The 23,023-nt window shown below is 63.3% G+C and carries 18 protein-coding genes; 17 read left to right on the top strand and 1 reads right to left on the bottom strand.

Features of this window, described 5'->3' with window-relative positions; translation table 11 throughout:
- Positions 1 to 105: 105 nt before the first annotated feature.
- From ACFMO3_RS00610 to ACFMO3_RS00535, 16 genes are all read left to right on the top strand, one after another.
- The gene (locus tag ACFMO3_RS00610; protein WP_376788491.1) at positions 106 to 912 is read left to right on the top strand and encodes an ABC transporter ATP-binding protein; all 807 of its coding nucleotides are present in this window, start codon (positions 106 to 108) and stop codon (positions 910 to 912) included.
- Positions 913 to 920: 8 nt separating this feature from the next.
- On the top strand, positions 921 to 2,861 hold the full coding sequence (locus ACFMO3_RS00605; protein WP_376788490.1) for a long-chain fatty acid--CoA ligase: 1,941 nt from the start codon (positions 921 to 923) through the stop codon (positions 2,859 to 2,861).
- A 23-nt stretch (positions 2,862 to 2,884) separates the two neighbouring features.
- The gene (locus ACFMO3_RS00600; RefSeq protein ID WP_376788489.1) at positions 2,885 to 3,757 is read left to right on the top strand and encodes a branched-chain amino acid ABC transporter permease; all 873 of its coding nucleotides are present in this window, start codon (positions 2,885 to 2,887) and stop codon (positions 3,755 to 3,757) included.
- Positions 3,758 to 3,791: 34 nt separating this feature from the next.
- Positions 3,792 to 4,835, top strand: coding sequence for a branched-chain amino acid ABC transporter permease (locus ACFMO3_RS00595; protein WP_376788488.1), 1,044 nt, complete (start codon positions 3,792 to 3,794; stop codon positions 4,833 to 4,835).
- Between the two features lie 57 nt (positions 4,836 to 4,892).
- Positions 4,893 to 6,074 carry an ABC transporter substrate-binding protein gene (locus tag ACFMO3_RS00590; RefSeq protein ID WP_376788487.1) on the top strand — a complete coding sequence of 394 codons (1,182 nt, stop codon included), beginning with the start codon at positions 4,893 to 4,895 and terminating at the stop codon, positions 6,072 to 6,074.
- 122 nt (positions 6,075 to 6,196) lie between these two features.
- Positions 6,197 to 6,991 carry an ABC transporter ATP-binding protein gene (locus ACFMO3_RS00585; RefSeq protein ID WP_376788486.1) on the top strand — a complete coding sequence of 265 codons (795 nt, stop codon included), beginning with the start codon at positions 6,197 to 6,199 and terminating at the stop codon, positions 6,989 to 6,991.
- Between the two features lie 67 nt (positions 6,992 to 7,058).
- Positions 7,059 to 8,312: a phenylacetate--CoA ligase family protein gene (locus tag ACFMO3_RS00580; protein ID WP_376788485.1), complete on the top strand. Its 1,254-nt coding sequence runs from the start codon at positions 7,059 to 7,061 to the stop codon at positions 8,310 to 8,312.
- 710 nt (positions 8,313 to 9,022) lie between these two features.
- Positions 9,023 to 9,661 carry a superoxide dismutase gene (locus ACFMO3_RS00575; protein WP_376788484.1) on the top strand — a complete coding sequence of 213 codons (639 nt, stop codon included), beginning with the start codon at positions 9,023 to 9,025 and terminating at the stop codon, positions 9,659 to 9,661.
- Between the two features lie 157 nt (positions 9,662 to 9,818).
- Complete coding sequence (gene tal, locus ACFMO3_RS00570; protein WP_376788483.1) at positions 9,819 to 10,946, top strand: transaldolase; 1,128 nt, start codon at positions 9,819 to 9,821, stop codon at positions 10,944 to 10,946.
- 62 nt (positions 10,947 to 11,008) lie between these two features.
- Positions 11,009 to 11,353, top strand: a complete 345-nt coding sequence (locus tag ACFMO3_RS00565; protein ID WP_376788482.1) for a cupin domain-containing protein — start codon at positions 11,009 to 11,011, stop codon at positions 11,351 to 11,353.
- A gap of 17 nt (positions 11,354 to 11,370) precedes the next feature.
- Positions 11,371 to 12,183: an enoyl-CoA hydratase/isomerase family protein gene (locus ACFMO3_RS00560; protein ID WP_376788481.1), complete on the top strand. Its 813-nt coding sequence runs from the start codon at positions 11,371 to 11,373 to the stop codon at positions 12,181 to 12,183.
- Positions 12,184 to 12,536: 353 nt separating this feature from the next.
- Positions 12,537 to 13,532 carry a LacI family DNA-binding transcriptional regulator gene (locus ACFMO3_RS00555; protein ID WP_376788480.1) on the top strand — a complete coding sequence of 332 codons (996 nt, stop codon included), beginning with the start codon at positions 12,537 to 12,539 and terminating at the stop codon, positions 13,530 to 13,532.
- A gap of 70 nt (positions 13,533 to 13,602) precedes the next feature.
- On the top strand, positions 13,603 to 15,714 hold the full coding sequence (locus ACFMO3_RS00550; RefSeq protein WP_376788479.1) for a hypothetical protein: 2,112 nt from the start codon (positions 13,603 to 13,605) through the stop codon (positions 15,712 to 15,714).
- A 17-nt stretch (positions 15,715 to 15,731) separates the two neighbouring features.
- Positions 15,732 to 17,036, top strand: coding sequence for an ABC transporter substrate-binding protein (locus tag ACFMO3_RS00545; protein ID WP_376788478.1), 1,305 nt, complete (start codon positions 15,732 to 15,734; stop codon positions 17,034 to 17,036).
- Positions 17,037 to 17,110: 74 nt separating this feature from the next.
- On the top strand, positions 17,111 to 17,989 hold the full coding sequence (locus tag ACFMO3_RS00540; RefSeq protein WP_376788477.1) for a carbohydrate ABC transporter permease: 879 nt from the start codon (positions 17,111 to 17,113) through the stop codon (positions 17,987 to 17,989).
- Between the two features lies 1 nt (position 17,990).
- Positions 17,991 to 18,878: a carbohydrate ABC transporter permease gene (locus ACFMO3_RS00535; RefSeq protein ID WP_376788476.1), complete on the top strand. Its 888-nt coding sequence runs from the start codon at positions 17,991 to 17,993 to the stop codon at positions 18,876 to 18,878.
- 26 nt (positions 18,879 to 18,904) lie between these two features.
- Here the strand turns inward: ACFMO3_RS00535 and ACFMO3_RS00530 are convergent, their stop codons facing one another.
- Positions 18,905 to 20,233 (bottom strand): MFS transporter, encoded by a 1,329-nt coding sequence (locus ACFMO3_RS00530; RefSeq protein ID WP_376788475.1) that lies wholly within the window; start codon positions 20,231 to 20,233, stop codon positions 18,905 to 18,907.
- A 128-nt stretch (positions 20,234 to 20,361) separates the two neighbouring features.
- Here ACFMO3_RS00530 and ACFMO3_RS00525 point away from each other — a divergent pair, with 128 nt between their 5' ends.
- On the top strand, positions 20,362 to 22,755 hold the full coding sequence (locus tag ACFMO3_RS00525; protein ID WP_376788474.1) for a TIM-barrel domain-containing protein: 2,394 nt from the start codon (positions 20,362 to 20,364) through the stop codon (positions 22,753 to 22,755).
- The last annotated feature ends 268 nt before the right edge of the window (positions 22,756 to 23,023 follow it).

Raw genomic sequence — 23,023 nt, 5'->3', positions numbered from 1 at the left:
AGTCGGTGACGCTTTGTTAACGCCTCCTCGTGTACCCTCTCCCTTGCCACACCAGGAGGAGACCATCCCTTCCGTTGACCGCCACGCACGGAAAGGAGGGCGTCCTTGAAGGGGCTGAAGAGCCGGTTGCAGGTACGGGATGTCACACTGCACTTCGGCGGGGTCACCGCGCTGGCCAACGTCTCCTTGGACGTGTACGAGGGGGAGATCCTGGCCATTATCGGCCCGAACGGAGCTGGCAAAACGAGCCTGCTGAACTGCATCAGCGGCTTGTACCGCCCGCAGAAGGGATCCATTCGCTTTATCGATCGCGAAGGACGCAGCCATGAGTTGACCCGCATGCGGCCCCATCAAATCGCGCGGCTGGGTATTGCGCGTACGTTTCAGAACATCGAGCTCTTTCGGCGCATGACCGTGTTGGACAATCTGATGCTGGGCCGCCACGTGCACATGCGCGGCAATGTCTTCACCTGTGCCTTCTATTGGGGGCGTCAACAAAAGGAAGAGATTGCCCACCGGGAACGGGTGGAGGAGATCATCGACTTCTTGGAGATCGAGCCCATCCGCTACAAGGTCGTCGGCGCGCTCCCCTACGGCCTGCAAAAGCGGGTGGAGCTGGGTCGAGCCCTGGCCTTGGACCCGGAGATCCTTCTATTGGACGAACCCATGGCGGGCATGAACGTGGAGGAGAAAGAGGACATGGCCCGCTTCATCCTGGACATCAACGAGGAGCGGGGGATTACCGTCGTGCTCATCGAGCACGACATGGGCGTGGTGATGGACATTTCCGATCGTGTGGTCGCCCTGGACTTCGGCCGGGTTATTGCCGAGGGATCGCCGGATGAGGTGCGGTCGAACGAGCTGGTCATCAAGGCCTACCTGGGCGATAAGTCGTTGATGGCATTTGTGTAGGAGGCGTGATGATGGAGGACACCCTACCCCAGCTCCTGGTTGCCAATGCCCGGCGCTTCAAGGACAAGCCCGCGCTGAGGGAGAAGGAATACGGCATTTGGCAGACTTGGTCCTGGGAAGAGTACCTTGAGCGGGTGCGGCGTTTCTCCCTGGGTCTCATCAGCCTGGGCTTACAGCCCGGCGACAAGGTGGCCATCATCGGCGACAACCGGCCTGAGTGGGTCATCGCCGAGTTGGCCACCCAGGCCGCGGGGGGCATCTCCATGGGCATCTATCAGGACTCCATCGCATCGGAAGTGCAGTATCTGGTCGACTTCTCCGACGCCCGCTTTGTGGTGGCGGAAGATCAAGAACAGGTGGACAAGCTCTTGGAAGTCTGGGACCAGCTGCCCAAAGTCGAGAAGATCATCTACTACGACCCGCGCGGCCTCCGCAATTATACCGAACCCTTCCTCCTCTACTTCCCGGAAGTGGAGGAGATGGGCGCGCGCTACGAACGCGGGCACCCGGACCTCTTCATGCGCAACGTGGAAAAGACGCGGCCGGACCAGGTGGCCATCTTCTCCACCACTTCGGGGACCACCGGCAAGCCCAAGTTGGCCATGCTGACCCACACCAACCTCATCAGCATGGCCCGCAACCTGATGAAGGTGGACCCCATGTATCCCGAGGATGAGTACCTTTCCTTCCTCCCCCTGGCGTGGATTGGCGAACAGATGATGACCATCTCCAGCGCGCTGGTCGTGGGGTTTACCGTGAACTTCCCGGAAGAGCCGGAGACCGTGCGCGAGAACCTGCGGGAAATCGGGCCGCAGGTGATGTTCTCGCCACCCCGCATCTGGGAGAGCCTCGTATCCGAAGTGCAGGTCAAAATCGAGGACACCACGCCGTTGAAGCGCAAGATCTACGAGTGGGCCATGCGCGTGGGGTATGAGATGGCGGACATGCGCTTTGCTAAGAAAAAACCCCCACGCGCCCTGCGCTGGAAGTACCGGCTGGCCGACTGGCTGATCTTTACCCCCATCAAGGACAAGCTGGGCTTGCGGCGAATGCGCCGCTGCTACACGGGCGGCGCCGCGCTCGGCCCCGACGTGTTCCGCTTTTTCCACGCCTTGGGCGTCAACTTAAAGCAAATTTACGGTCAGACTGAGATCTCCGGCATTTCCGTGCTGCACCGGGACGGGGACATCAAGTTCCAGACGGTCGGATTGCCTCTGCCCGAGACCGAAGTGCGCATCGCGGACAACGGGGAGATCCTCTCCCGCAGCCCGGCGGTGTTTGTGGGTTATTACAAGAACCCGGAGGCCACCGCTGAGACCCTGAAGGACGGGTGGCTTCACTCGGGCGATGCGGGGTACTTCGACGAGGACGGCCATCTGATAGTGATCGATCGGGCCAAAGACGTCATGACCCTGCGGGACGGCACGAAGTTCAGCCCGCAGTTCATCGAGAACAAGCTCAAGTTCAGCCCCTACATTCGGGAAGCCGTGGTCTTTGGCGGCGATTGGCCCTTCGTGACGGCCATCATCAACATCGATTACGAGAACGTGGGCAAGTGGGCGGAAAAGCATCAGATCCCTTACACGACGTACACCGACCTCTCGCAGAAGCCGGAGGTGTACCAGCTCATCCGGGAATACGTGCAACGGGCGAACGCGGACCTGCCCCCTGCCGCCCGTGTGCGGCGGTTCCTGCTGCTGCACAAAGAGCTCCACGCGGACGACGCGGAGCTCACGCGCACCCGCAAGGTGCGGCGCCGCTTCATCGCGGAACGTTACGCAGAGCTCATCTCGGCCCTCTACAGCGGCGCCGACCGGGTGCAGGTGGAAACCACCATCACGTATCAGGATGGCCGCACGGCCACCATCAAAACGTGGTTGCGCATTGAGACGGTAGAGACGGAACCGGCAGAGCAGCGTGCCGAACGCGCACAGGTGCCTGCTCGATGACGGGGATGTAAGGGAGGAAAGCCGTGGAAAAGTTCATCCAATTGACGGTTTCAGGGCTCGCCAACGGCATGGTGTACGCACTGGTGGCGCTCGGGTTTGTCATCATCTACAAGGCCAGTGATGTGATCAACTTCGCCCAAGGGGAATTTCTTCTCTTCGGTGCATACCTCGCGTTCGCGTTCATCGCCCAGTTCGGCGTTCCGTGGCCCGCCGGGGTCCTGTTGACGTTGCTTGTGGCGGTGGCCCTAGGTGTCCTGGTCGAACGGCTGGTGTTACGCCCTCTGATTGGCGAGCCCATTATCTCCATGATCATGGCGACCATTGGCCTCTCCAGCGTCCTCAAGGGCATCGTCAACGCGATTTGGGGCCCCGTGCCGCGCGCGTTTCCCGAATTTATCCCGCGTTCGGACGTCTACCTCGGTCCCGCGGTGGTGGGCGCAGATCGCTTGGTGGCCATCGCGGTGGCCGTGGTGTTGCTCGTCATCTTCACGCTGTTCTTCCGCTACACCCGTGAGGGGATTGCCATGCGGGCCATCGCGGATGACCAACAGGCGGCGTTGAGCATGGGCATCAGCGTGAAACGCCTCTTCGCCATCGCGTGGGCCATCGCCGCGGTCACCGCCGCGGCGGGTGGGATCATTCTGGCCAACATTGTGGGCGTCAGCGGGAACATCAGCATCATTGGCCTGCGGGTGTTCCCCGTGGTCATTCTGGGCGGCCTGGACTCGATTCCGGGGGCGATGATCGGCGGCGCGTTTATTGGCCTCCTTGAGGCGTACACCGGCGGCTACATCGGTCAGGGCCTCGAGCTCGTGGTGCCGTTCGTCGTGCTGATGATTGTGCTCATGGTGAAGCCGTACGGCCTGTTCGGCAAGGAGATCATCGAACGTGTGTAAAGGATCCCGGCTTACGGCGGGGTAGGAGGGTCGCATGGAATGTGGCGTCTTCTTCACCACGTACAAGCAGGATATGGCGCTACGGCGGAAGCCTCTGGAGAAGGTCCGGCTGGCCCTTTTCCTTGCCTTCGTCCTGGTTTTCCCCTTTGTGGCCAGCCCTTATTGGCTGAACTTAGCCAATCAGATCGCGTTGGCCACCATTGGCGCCATTGGCCTGAACATCCTGGTCGGGTACACCGGCCAGATCTCGCTGGGTCAAGGGGCCTTCATGGCCGTGGGCGCCTACGGAGCAGGGCTCCTCACCGTCCGGCTGGGCGTTCCCTGGTGGGCCAGCATTCCCCTGGCGGCGTTGGTGACGGCCGCGGTAGGCACGGTGTTCGGTTTGCCCTCCTTGCGCCTTAAGGGGCTCTACTTGGCCATCGCGACCTTGGCTGCCCAGGAGATCGTGGAGTGGACCGTGGTGCACTGGACGTCGTTGACGGGTGGCGTGGAGGCGCTGGTCATCCCGGCCCCGCGGCTCTTCGGCCTGCGCGTGAACACCGACTTCCGCTTCTACTGGATTGCGGTGGCTCTGGCCGGGCTGACTGCGTTGGTGACGGCGAACCTATTCCGCTCCCGGGTCGGTCGGGCCTTTGTGGCGATTCGGGACCAGGACATCGCGGCCGAGGTGATCGGGGTCAACGTGTACTACTACAAGCTGCTGGCGTTTGCCGTCTCCTCCTTCTTTGTGGGGCTTTCGGGCGCCCTGCTGGCTCACTATCGCACCATCATCTCTTGGGAGCGGTTCACGCTGGAGACGAGCATCGTCTACCTGGCCATGATCATCATTGGCGGCCTGGGCTCCATTCGGGGCTCCTTTTTCGGGGCGGCGTTTATGACCCTGCTGCCGGCGCTTATCGACACGGTGGGCCGCTCCGTGCAAAGCGTGCTGCCCGGGTTTGCTGCCATGTTGCCAGCCGTTCAGCAGAGCATCTTCGGCATCATCATCATCTTCTTCCTCATCTTGGGGCCGGAAGGGCTGGCGAAGCTTTGGCGGGACATTAAGGATTACTTCTACGTGTGGCCGTTCTCTTACTGAGGGCGTTTCCCCCCACCACCCAGTAGTGACACACGCACATCGGAAGGAGGTGCCATCATGAAGCGGAACGGGTTCCTGTTGGTGGTGATGGGCCTGATCCTTGCGGCCTGTGTAGGCCAGCGGGGCGGGGGCGGCCCCATCAAAGTGGGCGGGCTGTTTGACCTGACCGGGGCGACGTCGGACGTGGGAAAGCCATATGCCGAGGGGGTGCAGGGATTTGTCAAGTGGTTGAACGACCACGGCGGCATCAACGGGCGCAAGATTGAGCTCCTTTACCAGGACTACGCATACGAGGTCCCGCGGGCAGAGCAGCTGTACACCCAGTTTGTCCAGGAAGGGGTGGTGGCCTTCATGGGGTGGGGCACGGGTGACACGGAAGCCTTGCGTGGCCGCATTGCGGAGGACAAGATCCCCTTCATGTCGGCTTCTTATTCGCACGTGCTGGGCAACCCGAAGGAAGCGCCGTACAACTTCCTCGTCGGCACCTCGTACAGCCATCAGTTCTTCATCGTGATGGATTGGATCCTGGAGGACTGGAAGGCCCGCGGCGGCAGCGGCGCGCCGAAGGTGGCTTTCATGCACCACCCGAGCCCCTTTGGGCTGTCGCCCTGGGAGCAGGGAGGCCAGGAGTACGCGAAAAAGCTGGGCATTGAAGCTCGCGCTTTCGAGATGCCGCGCGGGGCCACGGACTTCATCCCACAGTTGAGCCAAATTCGTGACTTCGGCGCCCAATATGTGGTTTTCCAAACCGTCTCCAGTCCGGCGGCAGTGGCGCTGAAGAACGCGAAGAGCTTGGGCATGACCGATGTGACGTTCATTTGCCTCAACTGGTGCGCGGATGAGAACCTGATCAAGCTCGCTGGCGATGCGGCCGAAGGGACCATCGGCGCGTTCCCCTTCACCCCGCCCACCGTGGACGTGCCGGGGATGAAGGAGGCCCGGGAGTTCCTGAAGGCGCAGGGCAGCAGCCTGGAGGAGAAAGGCGTCCACTACATCCAGGGCTGGATCACCATGCGGGTGATGGTAGAGGGAATCCGCAAGACCATTGAGGCGGGCAAGGCGCTCACCGGCGAGAACATCAAAGCCTCCCTGGAGACCCTCACCAACTTCGACACCGGCGGCGTGACGGTGCCGATCACGTTCACCCCCACCGACCACTGGGGATCCAAGGGAATGCGCCTCTTCAAGGTGAAAGGCGGGAAGTGGCAAGCGTTGACCGACTACCTATACGTTAAGTGAGCCAAGCTCTTGGGGGCGGCCGGCGTGGCCGCCCCCAAACGGTCTGGATGCAGGGGTCAAGAGGGGACGCTGCCCGTATGGGCAGGTCCAGGGCGACCGGATACGTGTCCGGAGGGGGCAGGATGCTGGAGTTGAACAACATCGAGGTGGTGTACAACGACATTATCCTCGTGCTCAAAGGGCTTTCCCTGAAGGTGGAGGAAGGCCAAATTGTGGCCTTATTGGGCGCGAACGGCGCGGGGAAGACTACCACGTTAAAGGCCATTTCCGGCCTCTTAAAGCCGGACGATGGCGAGGTCACCGATGGGTCGATACTCTTCATGGGGGAGCCGATCCACAACAAGGAGGCGGAAGAGATCGTGCGCATGGGCATCTTTCAGGTCATGGAAGGGCGGCGGGTGTTCGAGCACTTGACCGTTGAGGAAAACCTGCTGGCCGGCGCGTATACCCGTCGGGACCGTCAAAACATCCGCAGGGACATGGCTCGGGTGTACGAGTATTTCCCCCGCCTGGCGGAGCAGCGAAACCAGAAGGCCGGTTACCTTTCGGGGGGAGAACAGCAGATGCTGGCCATTGGTCGAGCCTTGATGGCCCGGCCAAAACTGATGCTCTTGGACGAGCCCTCCTTGGGATTGGCGCCCCTCCTGGTGACGGAGATCTTCGACATCATCCAGCGCATCAACAAGGAAGAGGGCACCACCATCCTCTTGGTGGAACAAAACGCCGTCCTGGCGTTGAACATCGCGGACTATGGATACGTCATGGAAGGGGGCCGCGTGGTTTTGGAAGGGACGGCGGATGTGCTGAGGGAAAACGAGGACGTGAAGGAGTTCTACCTGGGCCTGACCGCAGTGGGCCAGCGCAAGTCCTATCGGGAGGTCAAGCATTATAAGCGGCGCAAGCGCTGGCTATCCTGAACGGGCGTGATGGGAAGTTGCTGGCAGCCAACTCATTCGAACCGGGCCTGGGTGAGGAGGCGTTGCCATGGGGGATGACAGGCCGTACTGGGATCCCGAGGTGGAGGCTATGCCCCGGGAAGCATGGCCTTCGTATCAGGATCGACTGGTGCGGGAGGCCGTGGCCTTCGCCTACGACCACGCGCCGGAGGTGTTGCGCCGCATGCAGCGGGCCGGCGTGATGCCGGATGACATTCGCGGCGTGGCGGACCTGCCGCGCATTCCCATCTTGGCCAAGGATGCCTTGCCCGAACTGCAGGCCAAGCACCCGCCCTTCGGGGGCATGTTGGCGGTGGAGGTGAGCCAATTGCGGCGCATTTTCATGTCGCCCGGCCCCATCTTCGAGCCGGAAGGGGACCGTCGAGACTATTGGCGGTGGGCGCCGGCCTTATGGGCGGCCGGCTTCCGGCCAGGCGACCTCGTGCAGAACACCTTCGCTTACCATTTGACGCCTGCTGGCGCCATGATGGAGGAGGGCTTGCGCGCCATCGGGTGCGTCGTCGTTCCGGGGGGGGTGGGCAATACGGAATGGCAGGTCACCATGATGGCCCAAATGCAGGTGACCGGGTACGTGGGCACGCCGAGTTTTCTCTTGACGCTCCTGCAGCGGGCCCAGGAGAAGGGCCTCGCGTTATCCGTGCAACGGGCCTTTGTCACCGGCGAGCCCCTGCCAGAGCCCCTACGACGCACTCTGCAAGAGGATTACGGGGTGGACGTGTACCAGGGGTATGGAACCGCGGATGTGGGCAACATTGCGTATGAGTGCAGCGAAAAAGCGGGTTGGCACATCGCCCCCGGTATCGTGGTGGAGATCGTGAACCCAGCTACGGGGGAGCCGGTGCCCCCCGGCGAACCCGGCGAGGTGGTGATCACCCGGCCGGACGCGGTCTATCCCCTGGTGCGCTTTGGCACCGGGGACCTGTCAGCGCTCAACGTTGTTCCTTGCCCCTGCGGTCGGACGTCCCCGCGGTTGGTTGGGTTCTTAGGGCGAGTTGGCGAGGGCGTCAAGGTGCGGGGCATGTTCGTTCACCCCCGACAGCTGGCGCAAGTGTTCTCCGGCCGCTCAGAAGTTGCCCGCTACCAGGGCGTGGTCACGCGTGTGGGTCATCAAGATGAGTTCACCGTCCGGGTCGAGCCAAAGCCCGGCGCGCGGGTGCATCCTGACGAGCTGGCGGCCGCGCTGCGGGAGGTCATCAAGTTACGGGTGAACGTGGAGGTGGTGGCGCCGGGCACCTTGCCTGAGGACGCAAAACCGTTGGTGGACCGCCGCACGTGGGAGTAGGGAAGGCCGCCCTGTTTCCGCCTGAGCCATAAAACGCGGCTCCTGGCTCCGTGGGTTGGGAGCGCGGGGGCCACGCGCAGGGGAAGCTGGCGTTATGAGTCCAGCACCTGGCGAAGCGCTTCGAGGGCTGCCTCGTAGTGGGGGTGCTGCCCGATCTCCGGAATGTACTCGACGTAGCGGATAACATCGTCCTTGTCCACGATGAACACCCCCCCGCTGTTCGAGGCGCAACTCCTTCACGTATGTACCATAAGCCCGGGCGAAGGACAGATCCCGGTGGTCCGGAAAGGGGATAACCCGATCCATGCCGGCCACGCCACGCTGATGGTGAGGACGACCACCTCATCGCCCAGCTTGGTGGCCTCCTCGTTCCAGCGACGTCAATGACCGTGAATTCCAGCGCCTTAGCGCCCACACCTTCACCGGATCGCCCAGGACGGTCAAGAGCTTGCCTCCAAACGTCACCGTGCCTACGCGTTCACCTTCCATGTTGGCCTCCTTCACCTTTAGCGAGAATATGCCGGTGCGTGGGGACAAAGCCTAAGAGTCCGGGATGAGGCCAGAAGCCCCATCCCGGAGAGAGCGCGTTGGTTGAACTAAGGGTTTACGGTTTGGGGGCCACCTTCTCGGATTTCAGCTGCTTAGGAAGTGGAGCCCTTCCGCGATCCGCATTAAAATAACCCTGTGGATCCTAAACTGGGAGGTGCATCATGGCGCACACCCTTCCTCCGCTTCCATACCCCTATGATGCGCTGGAGCCTTACATTGATGCCCAAACCATGGAAATCCACCACACCCGGCATCACCAAGCCTACGTGAACAACCTCAACGCCGCCCTGGAGAAATACCCGGAGCTCCAGGACGTGCCGGTGGAAACCCTCCTGCGGAACCTTCCCAGCGTCCCTGAGGACATCCGGGAGACGGTGCGCAACAACGGCGGGGGCCACCTGAATCACAGCATGTTCTGGACATTGATGAAACCCGGCGGGGGCGGGGAGCCCACCGGCGCTCTGGCGGAAGCAATCGCCAAGGCCTTCGGCAGCTTCGCGAACTTCAAGGACCTCTTCACCAAGGCGGCCATGGGCCGGTTCGGCAGCGGCTGGGCCTGGCTTAGCATGACGACCTTCGGCAAGCTGGTGGTGCATTCCACCCCTAACCAAGACAACCCGGTGATGGAAGGCCTCATCCCGCTGCTGGGCCTGGACGTCTGGGAGCATGCTTACTATCTGAAATACCAGAACCGGCGGGCGGACTATGTGCAGGCCTGGTGGAACGTGGTCAACTGGGATCAGGTGGCGGCCAACTACGCCAAAGCCCTTGAAGCCATCCGTGCCGGCGCCCGGGCCTGAGTGAGCAACAAGCCGTGCTGGAGAGGGCGATGCCAGGTCCTCTCCAGCACGGGTGTTCCCCGCTTCGGCAGGTTCATCCTTCTGTCCCCTCATGGCGCCTCCATGGAAAGCGAGAATGAAAAGCCTATGTTCGGGTCATCCCGAGGAGGAATAAACTATGGCTTCTCTCCATGAGCTCCGCGCCCGCGGCCAGTCGGTCTGGCTGGATGAAATCCGGCGGGAATGGCTGACCCAAGGAGAGCTGGCCCGCTGGATCGAGCGCGGCATCACCGGAGTGACCAGCAACCCGACCATTTTCGAGCGGGCCATCACCACCAGCCCGGCTTACGATGGGGCGCTCCATGCCCTTCTGGCCCGGGATCCCGAGATCGAAACGGCGGCCCTCTATGAAGCCCTAGCGGTGGAGGATATCCGCATGGCCGCGGACCTCCTGCGCCCGGTTTATGAGGCGACCGGAGGGACAGATGGCTTCGTCAGCTTGGAGGTCTCGCCCCATCTGGCATACGACACGGCGGGGACGATCGCCGAGGCCCGGCGGTTGTGGCATGCCGTGAACCGCCCGAACCTGATGATCAAGGTCCCGGCCACCCCCGCCAGCATCCCGGCGATCGAGGACCTCATCGCTGAAGGAGTGAACGTCAACGTCACCCTGATCTTCTCTCCTGCCCATTATGAGGCGGCGGCAGAGGCCTACTGGCGCGGCCTGCGGCGCCGGGCGGAAGCCGGCCGGGACCTCCCATCGGTGGCCTCCGTGGCCTCGTTCTTCGTCAGCCGCATCGATACCGCGGTGGATCGCGCGCTGGAGGCCCTGGGGACACCGGAGGCGCGCGCCCTTCTGGGGCGGATCGCGCTCGCGGTGGCCAAACGGATCTACCGGCGCTTCCGGGAGCGTTTTCTCCCCCATGCCTTTCCGGATCTCGCTGCCCGGGGAGCTCGGGCCCAGCGGGTGCTGTGGGCCAGCACCAGCACCAAGAACCCGGCCTACTCCGATGTGAAATACGTGGAGGGATTGATCGGCCCGGACACTGTGAACACGATGCCCTTGGCGACCTTGCAGGCCTTCGAAGACCATGGTCGCGTTCCGGGGGATACGATCCTAGAGGGCTGGGAAGAGGCGGAAGCGGATCTCCGCGCGCTGGCCCGGCTGGGCATCGATCTGGAGGAGATCCTGGGGCGTTTGCAGGCGGAAGGGGTGGACGCCTTCCGCCGCTCTTACGAAACCCTCTTGGAGGCGCTGGAGCGCAAGCGGACGACCATGCTCGCAACGGCTCGCTCCATCGATTAAAGGGCAGCGGGCAGCTTCGTCGCCCATTTGCACAATCTTCCCACGATCCTGGAGGCTCTGCGATGAAGTGGGCACAGACCGAAACCCTGCCCGGGTTCATGGCCGGCGCGCTCACGCTGCGCCCCTTCACGGGGGAGCGGGTGATGGTGGTCCGGGTGGAAGCCCCAGCCGGCGCGACCGTCCCGGCGCACGCCCACCCCCACGAGCAGATCACCCTGGTCCTCCATGGCCGTATCCGTCTGCGGATGGCCGGCGAGGAAAAAGATCTGGGCCCCGGGGAGATCGTGCATATCCCATCCGGGATGGAGCATGAAGTCACATTCCTGGAAGAAACCTTGGCCTTTGATGTCTTCCAGCCCCCTCGGGAGGATTTCCTGACGCTTTCCCTCCCCGAATCGGGGAGGTAAGGGAGGAGGTCTCGACGATGGCTCCGACCTGGACTTCCGCCTACCAGCGCCTGGTGTTCCAGGAGCCTGAGCCCGGGATCCTGGAGATCATCCTTCACCGGCCCGAAGCCCTCAATGCCCTTGATGCGGTCGCCCACCGGGAGCTCACCTACGTCTGGCGGGACATCGATGCGGATCCTTCCATCCGGGTGGTCCTGGTTCGAGGATCCGACCATGCGTTCTCCGCGGGCGGAGATTTCGCGCTGATTGAGGAGATCATGTCGGATCCCGAGGCCTGCATGCGGGTCTGGAAAGAGGCGCGGGATCTGGTCTACAACATCCTCCACTGCAGCCAGCCGATCGTATCGGCGATCGAGGGGCCAGCCGTGGGGGCGGGGCTGGCCGTTGCTCTGCTGGCCGACATCTCCGTCGCTGCGCGCGGGGCACGGCTGTTGGATGGACATGGGCGTCTGGGGGTGACCGCAGGGGATCATGCGGTGCTGGTCTGGCCGCTGCTGATGGGGATGGCCAAAACGAAATACTATTTACTTCTCAATGAGCCCATCTCCGGGGAAGAAGCCGAGCGTCTGGGTCTGGTTTCCCTGTGTGTGGAGGATGGGAAAGCCTATGAAACGGCGCTGGAGATCGCCCGGCGCCTGGCCCAGGGGAGCGCCTCGGCGATCCGCTGGACGAAATATGCCCTCAACAACTGGTTTCGGATGGCCGGGCCGATCTTCGATGTCTCCACTGCCCTGGAGTTCCTGGGCTTTCGGCTTCCGGACGCCCGGGAGGGCCTCCAGGCCCTGCGAGAGAAGCGCCCGCCCCGCTTTTCTGGAAAGGCGCCGCTTTAGGAATCAACCGGCCCCAGATCAGCCGCCTCCTCATCTACCTCCTTTTCGGCAGGCGAAGGCTGGAGAACCGGAGCCTGGAGGCGCTGCGCGCAGTCCACCCGTCGAACCATACCTATAACCTGGCCCAGCTCTCCATCGATGAGGACGGGGATGTCTGGTGCCCAACGGTGTTCCCCTTCGGCGCCGCCCTGGACGCGGACCTTGCTCTCTGCATCCCTCGAGGGGTGGGACGCAGCTCGGGGCATGAGCGGGCCGGGGAAGACTCGCCCCCAGCCCCCTTGACAGTTTGTTTGGTTTTTGTTATCCTGGGATTGAAACGATTCAATCCCCATGAGTCGGCAGGGGAGGGGGAGATGGCGACGATCCGGGATGTGGCCCGGCGGGCGGGGGTCTCCCCGGCGACTGTCTCCTACGTCCTAAATCATTCCGGGCCGGTGCGGCCGGAGACCCGGGAACGGGTGTTGCGGGCGATCGCCGAGCTGGGCTACCATCCCCACGCCGGAGCCCGACAGCTGAAACGTCGCCGTTCCGATACCGTCGGCCTGATCCTTCCCACCGGCGAGCGCCGCCTCAGCGACCCCTTCTTCCTCGAGCTCATCCATGCCCTCGGGGATGCCTGTGCGGATCACCACCTCGATCTCCTGATCGCCACATGTCAGGACCCCACTGCCGATCTCCGCCTGATCGATCGCCTCTATAAAGGCCGACGGGTGGATGGCTTCCTCCTCATCGACCTCCAGCGCCAGGATCCCCGCATCCCGCACCTGCTGCAGGCCGGCATCCCCTTCGTGGCCTTCGGACGTGTGGAGGGCAATGGTGAGTTTCCCTGGGTGGATGTGGACGGCGCGGCCGGGATGCGGGAGGCCGTGGCCTTCCTGGTCGGGAAGGGGCACCGCCGCATCGCCTACCTGAGCCCGCCCCTCTCTTTCACCTTCGCCTACCACCGCTTCCGGGGCTACCAGCAAGGGCTGAGCGAGGCGGATCTCCCCTTCGATGGGACCCTGGTCCGGATCACCCGCCTGACCATGGAAGGCGGCTACGAGGCGGCGTGGGCGCTGCTGCGGGAGGGCGCTCGGTTCACCGCCCTGATCGCCGCCACCGACCTGATGGCCCTCGGAGCCATGCGCGCCCTCCATGAGGCTGGCCGGACGCCGGGGCAGGATGTCGCGGTGATCGGTTTCGATGACATCCCGATGGCCGCGCAAGCCCATCCGCCCCTCACCACGCTGCGCCAGCCCATGGACCAGATCGGCCGGGCCCTGGTTCGCGCCTGGCTGGCCGCGGTGAACGGTGAATCCCTACCTCCCACCCTGATCCCGCCCACCCTGATCCGCCGGGAATCCGCCTGAATCGCTCCCGGAGGTCGCACGGAGCGTTCTTCCTGTCCTTGAAACTGAAACGTTTCGAACGGAGCGATGGATGCGGCTGCCACGGGATTACTATCCTGCGTTTCTGGGGAACGGGCATGACGGGGTGCTGATCGGTTACACCGGGGCGATGGTGCCGGACCGCCCGCCGAATGGCTGGCACCCCTATCTGGATCGCTGTCAGTGGTATAAGTCCGATCGCTACTATCCAGAGGACCGCCTGGTGGATGTAGTGCCTCCGCGCCGCCCGCCCTTCGCGGCGGCGTTGCCGAAGACGGGGAAGCCATGGGCGGAGTTGGCTCCCCTGGGTTACACCGCTTACGAGGTGGAGGTGGAGGGCCAGGCCGGGCAGGTCCAGGGGTTCACCCAGACCTTTATCCCAGAGGAGGGAACGGTTTACACGACGGTGGATTGGCGGGTGGCTCGGGCGGAGGTCACCACGTTCCTGTGCCCGGACCGTCCGCTCTTAGTGATCCGCTATCGCTTCAACCGACCGGTTCGCCTGCGGGTCCGGGCTGCACCAGGCGTATGGCGAGAGGAAGGCCACGAGACGGATCCCTTCGATGCCCTGACCTTCCTGGATGGGCGTCCGGCGGCGTTTTACCGCCTGGGTCCCTATCAGGGCTTTATCGAAGTGGCGCTGGCGGAGGCCCAGGGCGGGGGTCGCGAGGGAAAGGTCTGGTGGCTGGAAGGGGAGGGGACTGCCTTCACCCACTACTTCACCATCGTCGATGATTATGCGGGCCCGCTGGACACCGAGGTCATCCCTCATGCCATGGCTGAGGGGCCGGAGGTGCTTCATGCGCGCACTCGAGCGTTCTGGCGGGACTATTTCGCCACCTCGCGTTTTGAGCTCCCGGATCCAGTGTTCGATCGGGTCTACCGGACCAGCCGGTATTTGTTCAAGGCGATCCAGAACCCGATCTCGGGCGGGCTCCCGGTGGGCAACCTGCGGCTGACCTGGTCTTCTCACCTGTTCTGGGATGCTTATTTCATTCACCGGGCGCTTCTGGAGGCCAACCATACCGCGGAGGGAGAGGCGGCCATCCGCTTCTTCCTGCACACCCGGGAGGCGGCCGAGCGCCACGCCCGGGAGGATTTCAACGCCCCTGGCCTGAAATGGGACTGGGAGCTTACCCACCAGGGCCAGCCAGCCTACGGGATCTGGGTGCACCAGAAGGAGCAGGTCCATAACAACGCCGCCTACGCCAATATGCTCTTCCAGCCATACGCGTTCACCCGAGACCGCCGCCTCCTTGAGGTGGTTTTCCCGCTGCTGGAAGGGCTGGCGGTTTTCTTCCTGCACGCGGTGGTGGAAGAAACACCGCGTGGCTTCGAGATCCGCCCGATGGTCGGGGTCGATGAGCGGCCGGTGCGAGTGCGCAACGAAGGGATCACCCTGGCGGGGACGATCCGGCTGCTGGAACGGTATGTCCAGGCCGCCCGTCTGCTGGGCCGGGCGGATGGGCGGATCGAGCGGAGCGCCCAAGCCGCTGCCGGGCTGCGCCGCACCCTGGACCGCCTCTACAACGGGCGTTATTTCCAGGCCTCGGAGGAGGAGAACCATCTCAACATGAGCAGCTTGGCCCCCATCTACCCGATGGAAGTGATCCCGCCAGAAGATCCGCGGGCGATCCAGACGGTTCGAGCTTACCGCGAGCGATATGCCGGACGCATGGTGGGCCATGGGAACAACGAGTGGGGGTTCCCATGGGCTGCTGCGGTGTTGGCCACCATTCAGGCATGGCAGGGCGATGGGGAAGGGGCATGGCAGACGTTGCATGAGATCCGCCCCGCTTTCTCCATGCATGGAGGGATCGCGGAGACCGTGGATGACGAAGGGCGATGGAACATGCAGTATTTTGGGACGGCTCATGGGGCCCTGTGCACCGCGCTGCACCACCTGGTAGTTCAGACCCGGGAAGATGGGATTCGGATCGCGACGAGCCTGCCGGCGATCTGGGAGAGGGGAGCCTGGGAGAACTGGCGGGCCCACGGCCTGCTCCTTTCCGGGGAATGGGATCGCCGGCGGAATCATCTCGAGGTCTCGCTGCGCAATCCGACCGAGGAACCCATTGCCATACGGTTGCGGATCGCTCGGATGGAAGGGGAGCTCACGGTCGCGCCGGGTGAGGCGCGACGGATCCAAACCAATTTATTCTAATCTAAAAGGAGGCTGCCATGAAAAGGCTCCTGCTCCTGCTCGTTGTTCTCGCTCTGGCCGTGACGGCCTGCGCGCCGGCGGCCACGCCCACCCCCGCGGTCACCCGGGAGGTGGTGGTGACCCGGGTGGAGGTCACCAAGGAGGTGGAGAAGCCCAAGATCACGGTGCGGCTCTCCGGCTGGGCGGCCAACCCCCAGGAGACGGCCCTGCTGGAATCTCTACTCTATCGCTGTTCTCTGAAGAACCCAGATATCGTCGTCAAATACGAGCCGATCACCGGGGACTACTGGGCCAAGATCAAGACCCTGGTCGCCTCCGGCGCGGAGCCCGATATCTACTATATGGATATCTTCCAGTTCCCCTTCTTCGCCTCCAAGGGCGTCCTGGTGCCCCTGGATGACTATATGGCGAAGTCCGGCGTGAAGAAGGAGGACTTCATCAAGACCCTGATGGACGCCTTCACTGGGCCGGACGGCAAGGTCTACGGCATCCCCAAGGACTTCAACACCCTGGCCCTGTTCTACAACAAAGACCTCTTCGCGAAGGCGGGGATCCCGGAGCCGAATGAGAACTGGACGTGGGATGATCTGAAGAACGCTGCCCGCAAGCTTTCGGATCCGGCGAAGGGCATCTATGGCCTGGGCGTCCCGGCCGACCCCGGGCGCTTCCCGATTTTCGTTTTCCAGAACGGCGGGCGCATCATGACTCCGGATTTCAAAGACACGCTCTTGGACAGCCCAGAGGTCGTCGAGGCGGCGAAGTTCTACACTTCCTTCCGGGCGGAGAAGATCGGGGCGATCCCGTCCGACGTGGGGGTGGACTGGCAGGGGACGGCCTTCGGCCAGGGGAAGCTGGCGATGGTCTTTGAGGGCGGATGGTTGATCCCCTACCTCCGGGAGCAGTTCCCAAACCTCAAGTGGGGTGCCGCCTTCCCGCCGAAGGGTCCCAAGGGGCGCGGGAACCTGATCTTCACCGTGGCCTATGTGATCTCCAAGAACAGCAAGAACCCGGAGGCGGCCTGGAAGACCATCGAGTGCCTGACCAGCGAGGAGAGCCAGACGGTGGTGCTCTCCACCGGCTTCGCCCTGCCGTCCCGCGCCAAACTGGGGGAGCATGAATACTTCAAGACCCATCCGGAATCCCTGGTCATCTTCAAAGGGGCGGAGTTCGGCACGCCCTTCATGTGGGGCCTGCGAGGCGATGTGGTGAACGAGCAGATGGGCAAGGCCCTGGAGCGGATCTACCTGGAGGGCCAGGATGTGGGGGCCAGCTTCAAGCAGGCCGCCGAGGAGGTCCGTAAGGCCCTCAAGGAGCAACAGTAAGCCGCAAGGCGCATTCGGTGGGGTGGGCGGGTATGAGCTCCCGCCCACCCCGCATCATCGGAGGGGAGGACAGGATGCCCCGGATCCGTCGCCGTCAGTTAGGAGAGTGGGTCGCCGCTTACGTCCTGCTCTCGCCCTATCTTTTCGTTTTCCTGGTTTTCAACGTCTTCGCCATCGCTTACGCTCTCTATCTCTCCTTCACCTACTTCGACCTGTTCAGCCCGCCTCGCTGGATCGGGTTGGGGAATTATCTCTATCTGCTCCGGGATACCTTGTTCCTGCAGAAGGCGATCCCCAACACCCTGAAATACGTAGCGGTGGTGGTGCCGGTGCAGACGGTGATCAGCCTGCTTCTGGCCTTCGCTCTGGATCAGGAGATCAAGTTCCGCCGTTTCTTCCGCACCCTCTTCTATGTCCCCTCGGTGACCTCCTCGGTGGTGATCAGCCTGATCTTCCTGTGGCTGTTCAAAAAGACGGGGGTGATCAATCAGATCCTGGGCCTCTCCATCGACTGGCTGAACAGCCCGACTTTTGCCTTGCCCACGATCATGATCGTGAACATCTGGGCCACTACGGGGACCATGATGGTGATCTTCCTGGCGGGCCTCCAGGACATCCCGATCACCTACTATGAGGCGGCGATGATCGATGGGGCGAACCGGTGGCAGATGCTCCGTCACATCACCATCCCCCTGCTCCGCCCGGTGATTTTCTTCGTCGTCACCATGGGGGTCATCGGCTGCTTCCAGGTGTTCGACCAGATCTACGTGATGACGGCCGGGGGACCGCTGGATTCCACGACCACGATCGCTTACCTGATCTATAAGTGGGCCTTCCAGAGCACCACTCCCTTCATGGGACGGGCCTCGGCCGTGGCCTTTGTGCTGGCTGGGATGATCCTGATCGTGACCGTGATCCAGCGCCGCCTGATCGAGCGTCCAGCGGAGGTGTGAGATGGCTGTGGAGGCAGTGGCCCCCGCCAAGCCCGTCGTTCGCTATCGGGATGAGTTCGCATGGTGGGATCAGATCAAGAAGCCGATCTTCTACGGGATCCTGATCGGATGGTCCGTCGTCGCCGCTACGCCTTTCTTCCTGACTGTAGTTTTTTCCCTCAAGCCCCTTACGCACCTCTATGAGCCGCCATTCCTCCTGCCGATCCCTTTCACTTTGGAAAATTACCTGAAGGTGGTCACCGAGTTCCGCCACCTGTTCCCCCGTTGGATGCTCAACAGCGCCTTCGTGGCCGGGCTACTGGCGGTGGTCCGCACCCTCTTCTGCGCCATGGGGGGCTATGCCTTCGCCCGGCTCCGCTTCCCGGGGCGGGATCTGTTCTTCTGGGCCATGCTGGTCACGATGATGATCCCTGGCCAGGTCACATTGATCCCGAACTTTCTGATCATCCGTCAGATGAAGCTCTTGGACAGCTTGATGGCCCTGATCGTGCCAGGGATTGCCGGGGCCTTCGGGGTGTTCATGATGGCCCAATTCTACAAGAACCTCCCCCGGGAGCTGGAGGAGGCGGCGATGATCGATGGGGCCGGATGGTTCACGATCTTCTTCCGCATCGTTCTGCCCATCAGCCGGCCAGCCCTGCTGACGCTGGCCCTCTTCACCTTCCAGGGGGAGTGGAACGCCTTCATGTGGCCCCTGATCGTGCTCAACTCCCCGGAGCATTTCACCCTGCCCCTGGGCCTGAGCTGGTTCAAGGGGGAATATTACACGGTCTATTCGGTAGTCCTGGCCGGGTCGATGTTCAACAGCGTGCCGATCCTGCTGCTCTTCTTCCTATTCCAGGGCTACTTCACCCGGGGCATCGCCCTCACGGGGCTGCGGGAAGGGTAGGGATACCGATCTGCGCACCCGTTTGCTCATCCGGAGGGAACAAGCTCTGATCGATCTCTCTCTGAACCCGACGGTTTTTGCAAGTCTCCTTCTGAAAGGCAGGGGAGAACCTTCCAACGATAAATGCCAATGGCCAGAGCGCGTCCGAATCCCGAGAGGGCAAACAATGGATAGAAACCCCATCTGGCGGCGATCCATCCCCCCGTCGCGGCCCCCAGGGCTGCCGATATCCCGGAGATGAGATTGTAAAGCGCCGCATAGCGGGGCCGGGTTTCCGGAGGCGAGAAGGTGAGGAGGGTATTCAGGCTGCACAGCTCGAAGCCGGCCCACAGGAAGCCGGCCAGGGCGTTGATCGGGAGGACGTGCCACGGCGAGCGGGCCAGCAGCCAGGCCCATGGGAGCAAGGGGATCCAGACGCCTGCCCACAGCAACCCCCGAGGGGAACCGATACGATCGCTCCAGCGCCCGAAGACCCACTGGCCGATCAGGGCCGTCAGTGTCGACACCATGGAGAGCAAACCAACCGTGCGGGCATCTGCCTTTAGATTCTGAACCAGGTGGACGTTGAAGAAGGGGCCGGCCGAGAAGACGGCGAAGTTCCATGCCCCGGCCATGGCCAGATAGCGAAGGAATGCTGGTTGTTGTCGAACCTGGCGCCACGGAGGCAGTTGCTTGCCTCGCACCATGCCAGAGCCGATCTCCGGGATGCTGGCGAACAACATCCATCCGATCCCCCCCACCAGGAAAGCGATGGCGAAGGCGGCCTGGTAACCCTGGACGCCGCCGAGGGCGGTGATCATGGCGCCGGCAGCTGCAACCCCGGCCAGGGCCGCCAGTCCACTGCCGATGTTCCGCCAGCCGAAATAGCGGCCTCGAATCTCCCGCGGCACCCAGTCGCCCACCAGGCTGGTCCATGCCGGCAATCCCAATCCCCACAAGCCCACGCGCAATGCCCCTGTGAGGACGATCAGGCGGACCGCCGGAGAGCCGGAGAGAAAGAACGGCATGAGCGCCCAGAGCAAGAGATTCGCCCGGGCGAGGGCTACGGACACCATCACCAACGCCTTACGATGGCCCCAGCGCTCGGCCAGGCGGGCCCCCGGGATCAGGAGGGCCGCGTAGATCAGCTGGGCCAGGCCATTCAGCCACCCGATCTCCCGAGGGCCGGCGCCCATGGTCAGGGCGAAGAGAGGTACGTAATCCACCACAAACGCATCGGAGAGACGGGCCAGCACCCCATCCCACCAGAACCGACGCAGGATGCGGGAACGATCTGCCGCTGATTCCCGCCACCATGGCATGGGCATGGCCGTAGAGATTGCTTGAAGGCTTCGAAAGACCGAACGGAAAGGCATGGACAGGCGCTCCTCGATCGGATCATCGCCGAACTATTGTAAAAGCGAACAGCCGCTCGGCGAACCGTCGGTCTTCCGGTATCATGGGAGCCGTATGCGTGAGAAATCCCAAGGGAGACTACTTCCAAATGGATCTCCGGAAAGCCCTTTTGACCCTCCGCTTTGTGGGTCTGCGCACCGCGTTCCGGGCCGTGCGTGCGGCGCGGGAGCGAGATCGATGGGAAGGCCGAGTCCCGCCGGCCACCCCCGCGGCATGGCCGATCGTGAGGCCTTTGGAGACGATGACCAGCCTTCCCGACGGCGCCTGCTTTGCTGGGCCGGACGCCGAGCTGGAGATCCGCTTCTTGGCTCCAGAGGTCGTCCGCCTCACCTGGACCCCCGGCGTCCTCCCGCCGCCTTACGCGGTGGTCCGGGAGCGCTTGACAGAGGTGTCGGTCTCCCACGAGAGGCACACGGAAGGATGGTCCCTGGAGAGCGCGGGGATGCGCATCGAGATCCGGACCGACGGAGGGATCCGCTTTCGGGATCCTTCGGGAACGATCTGGCGGGAGGAAGAGCCGCCGGCGCGTGCCGGGCAAGCGTGGCGCCATCGAGTCCGGCTGGACCCGGAAGAGCGGATTTACGGCCTGGGCGAGCGCGCCGCCCCCCTGAACCGGCGGGGCCGGATCTACCGCATGTGGAACCGTAATCCCGGCGGAAGCTACGGTCCCGGGGCGGATCCCCTTTACCTGAGCGTTCCCCTCTGGCTCAGCCTGCGCCCGGAGGGAAGCTACTTGGTCTTCTATGAGAACCCCTTTGAGGCGATCTTCGATCTGGGCGCGACCGAGCCGGATGTGGCCTGCCTAACGTTCGCGGGGGGAGCGCTGCGCTATTTCATCTGTATAGGACCTCCCGATCACGCGCTGGCGTGCTACACTGCCCTCACCGGACGCCCTCCCATGCCGCCCCGCTGGGCGCTGGGCTTCCATCAATCCCGCTGGAGCTACGAGAGCGCCGAGGAGGTGCGGGCGGTGGCTCAGGGGTTCCGGGACCGCGATCTCCCGCTCCATGCGATCCACCTGGACATCGATTACATGGACGGTTACCGGGTGTTCACCGTGGATCGCCGACGGTTCCCCGATCTCCCCGGATTGATCCGCGAGCTGGAAGGGCAGGGGATCCGAACGGTGGTGATTCTGGACCCGGGGGTGAAAGTGGATCCGGGATACACCGTATATCGGGAAGGGATGGCGAACGGCCGGTTCTGCCGTCTGCCGGACGGGACCGTTTACCGCGGGCTGGTGTGGCCAGGCTGGTGCGTCTTCCCTGACTTCACCGATCCGGCGGTCCGGGAGTGGTGGGGAGATCAGTATCGATCCTTCGTCGAGATGGGCGTCGCGGGCTTCTGGCATGACATGAACGAGCCCACGACCTTTGTTGCATGGGGGGAACCCACATTCCCCCGTGGGGTACGCCACGCGATGGAGGGGCGGGGAGGGGATCATCGGGAAGCCCATAATCTGTATGGCCTGCTGATGAATCGCGCGGCGTGGGAGGCATTGCGACGGCTGCGTCCGGAGCGGCGCCCCTTTCTGCTCACCCGCTCGGGATGGGCAGGGATCCAGCGTTACGCGTGGAACTGGACGGGAGACATAGAGAGCACATGGATGGCGCTGCGGCAGACGATTCCTACGGTTCTCGGCCTGGGCCTCTCCGGCATCCCCTATACCGGACCCGATATCGGGGGGTTCAGCGGGGCGCCGACGGTGGAGCTCTTCGTCCGCTGGTTCCAGGCGGCGACGTTTATGCCCTTCTTCCGAAACCATGCGGCGAAGGGCACGCCCCGGCGTGAGCCTTGGGTCTTCGGCGAGCCAGCCCTCTCCATCATCCGGGAATTCCTCCGCCTGCGCGTCCGCCTACTGCCGTATCTTTACACTCTGGCTTGGGAAGCGGCGCAGACCGGGGCGCCGCTCGCGCGTCCGCTTTTCTGGCTGGATCCGAGCGATCCAGCCCTCTGGGAGATCGAGGATATGTTTCTCCTGGGTTCCGCGCTGCTGGTGGCGCCGGTGATGGAGGAAGGAGCGCGCTCGCGAGCAGTGTTTCTTCCGGCAGGGGAGTGGTATGACTTCTGGAGCGATCGGCGCTTCGCTGGCCCGGGGGTTGTGGAGGTGGAAGCTCCTCTGGAGCGCATCCCGGTCTTCGTCCGGGCAGGAAGCATCCTGCCGATGGCGGAGGACGGCCTCCGCCTGCACCTCTACTGGCCATCCCAGGGAGAAGGGGAGGGCATCCTGTATCAGGACGCCGGGGACGGATTCGGTCCTTATCGGGTGGATCGGTTTCACGGGCGGTGGGAGGAAAGGGCGCTGCGCATCCGCCGCATATGGGATGGGGATCTCCCGTGGCCCGAGGAGGGTCTTCGGTTTCAGATCCATGGGGTCGCTCTGGCCCGTGCCCATGCGGATGGGCGTCCTGTTCCGGTGGAGGGACAAACCGTCATCGCTCCTCTTTTTGAGGAGCTGATTGTAGAGATCGACTCTATCTGAATCGGGGCTAGGCACCGGGCGTTGGCCTGCGCCGATGCGGAAAGCCGTTCGGCCGACGCATCCCCGCGATCTCATCTGTTTGCATCAGGCCTTTGCCCTCATATAAGGATGATCCTGGGGCGGAGGACGCGGCGTAGGGGCATCGGCCATGAGCCCTATATGGTTTGTATAAGATACCTTAAACAAACCTAAAATGGCCCCGGAGCCCCATGCCCCCGCCGATCCCCCCCGCTCCTCCCCCGGGATGGTCCCGCGGCGGGTTTATCAT

This window comes from Thermoflexus sp. (genome assembly GCF_042408815.1).
In the GTDB taxonomy this organism is placed as follows: Bacteria; Chloroflexota; Anaerolineae; order Thermoflexales; family Thermoflexaceae; genus Thermoflexus.
The sequence above is the reverse complement of the archived record's forward strand: the minus strand, read 5'-3'. Positions and strand labels throughout refer to the sequence as shown.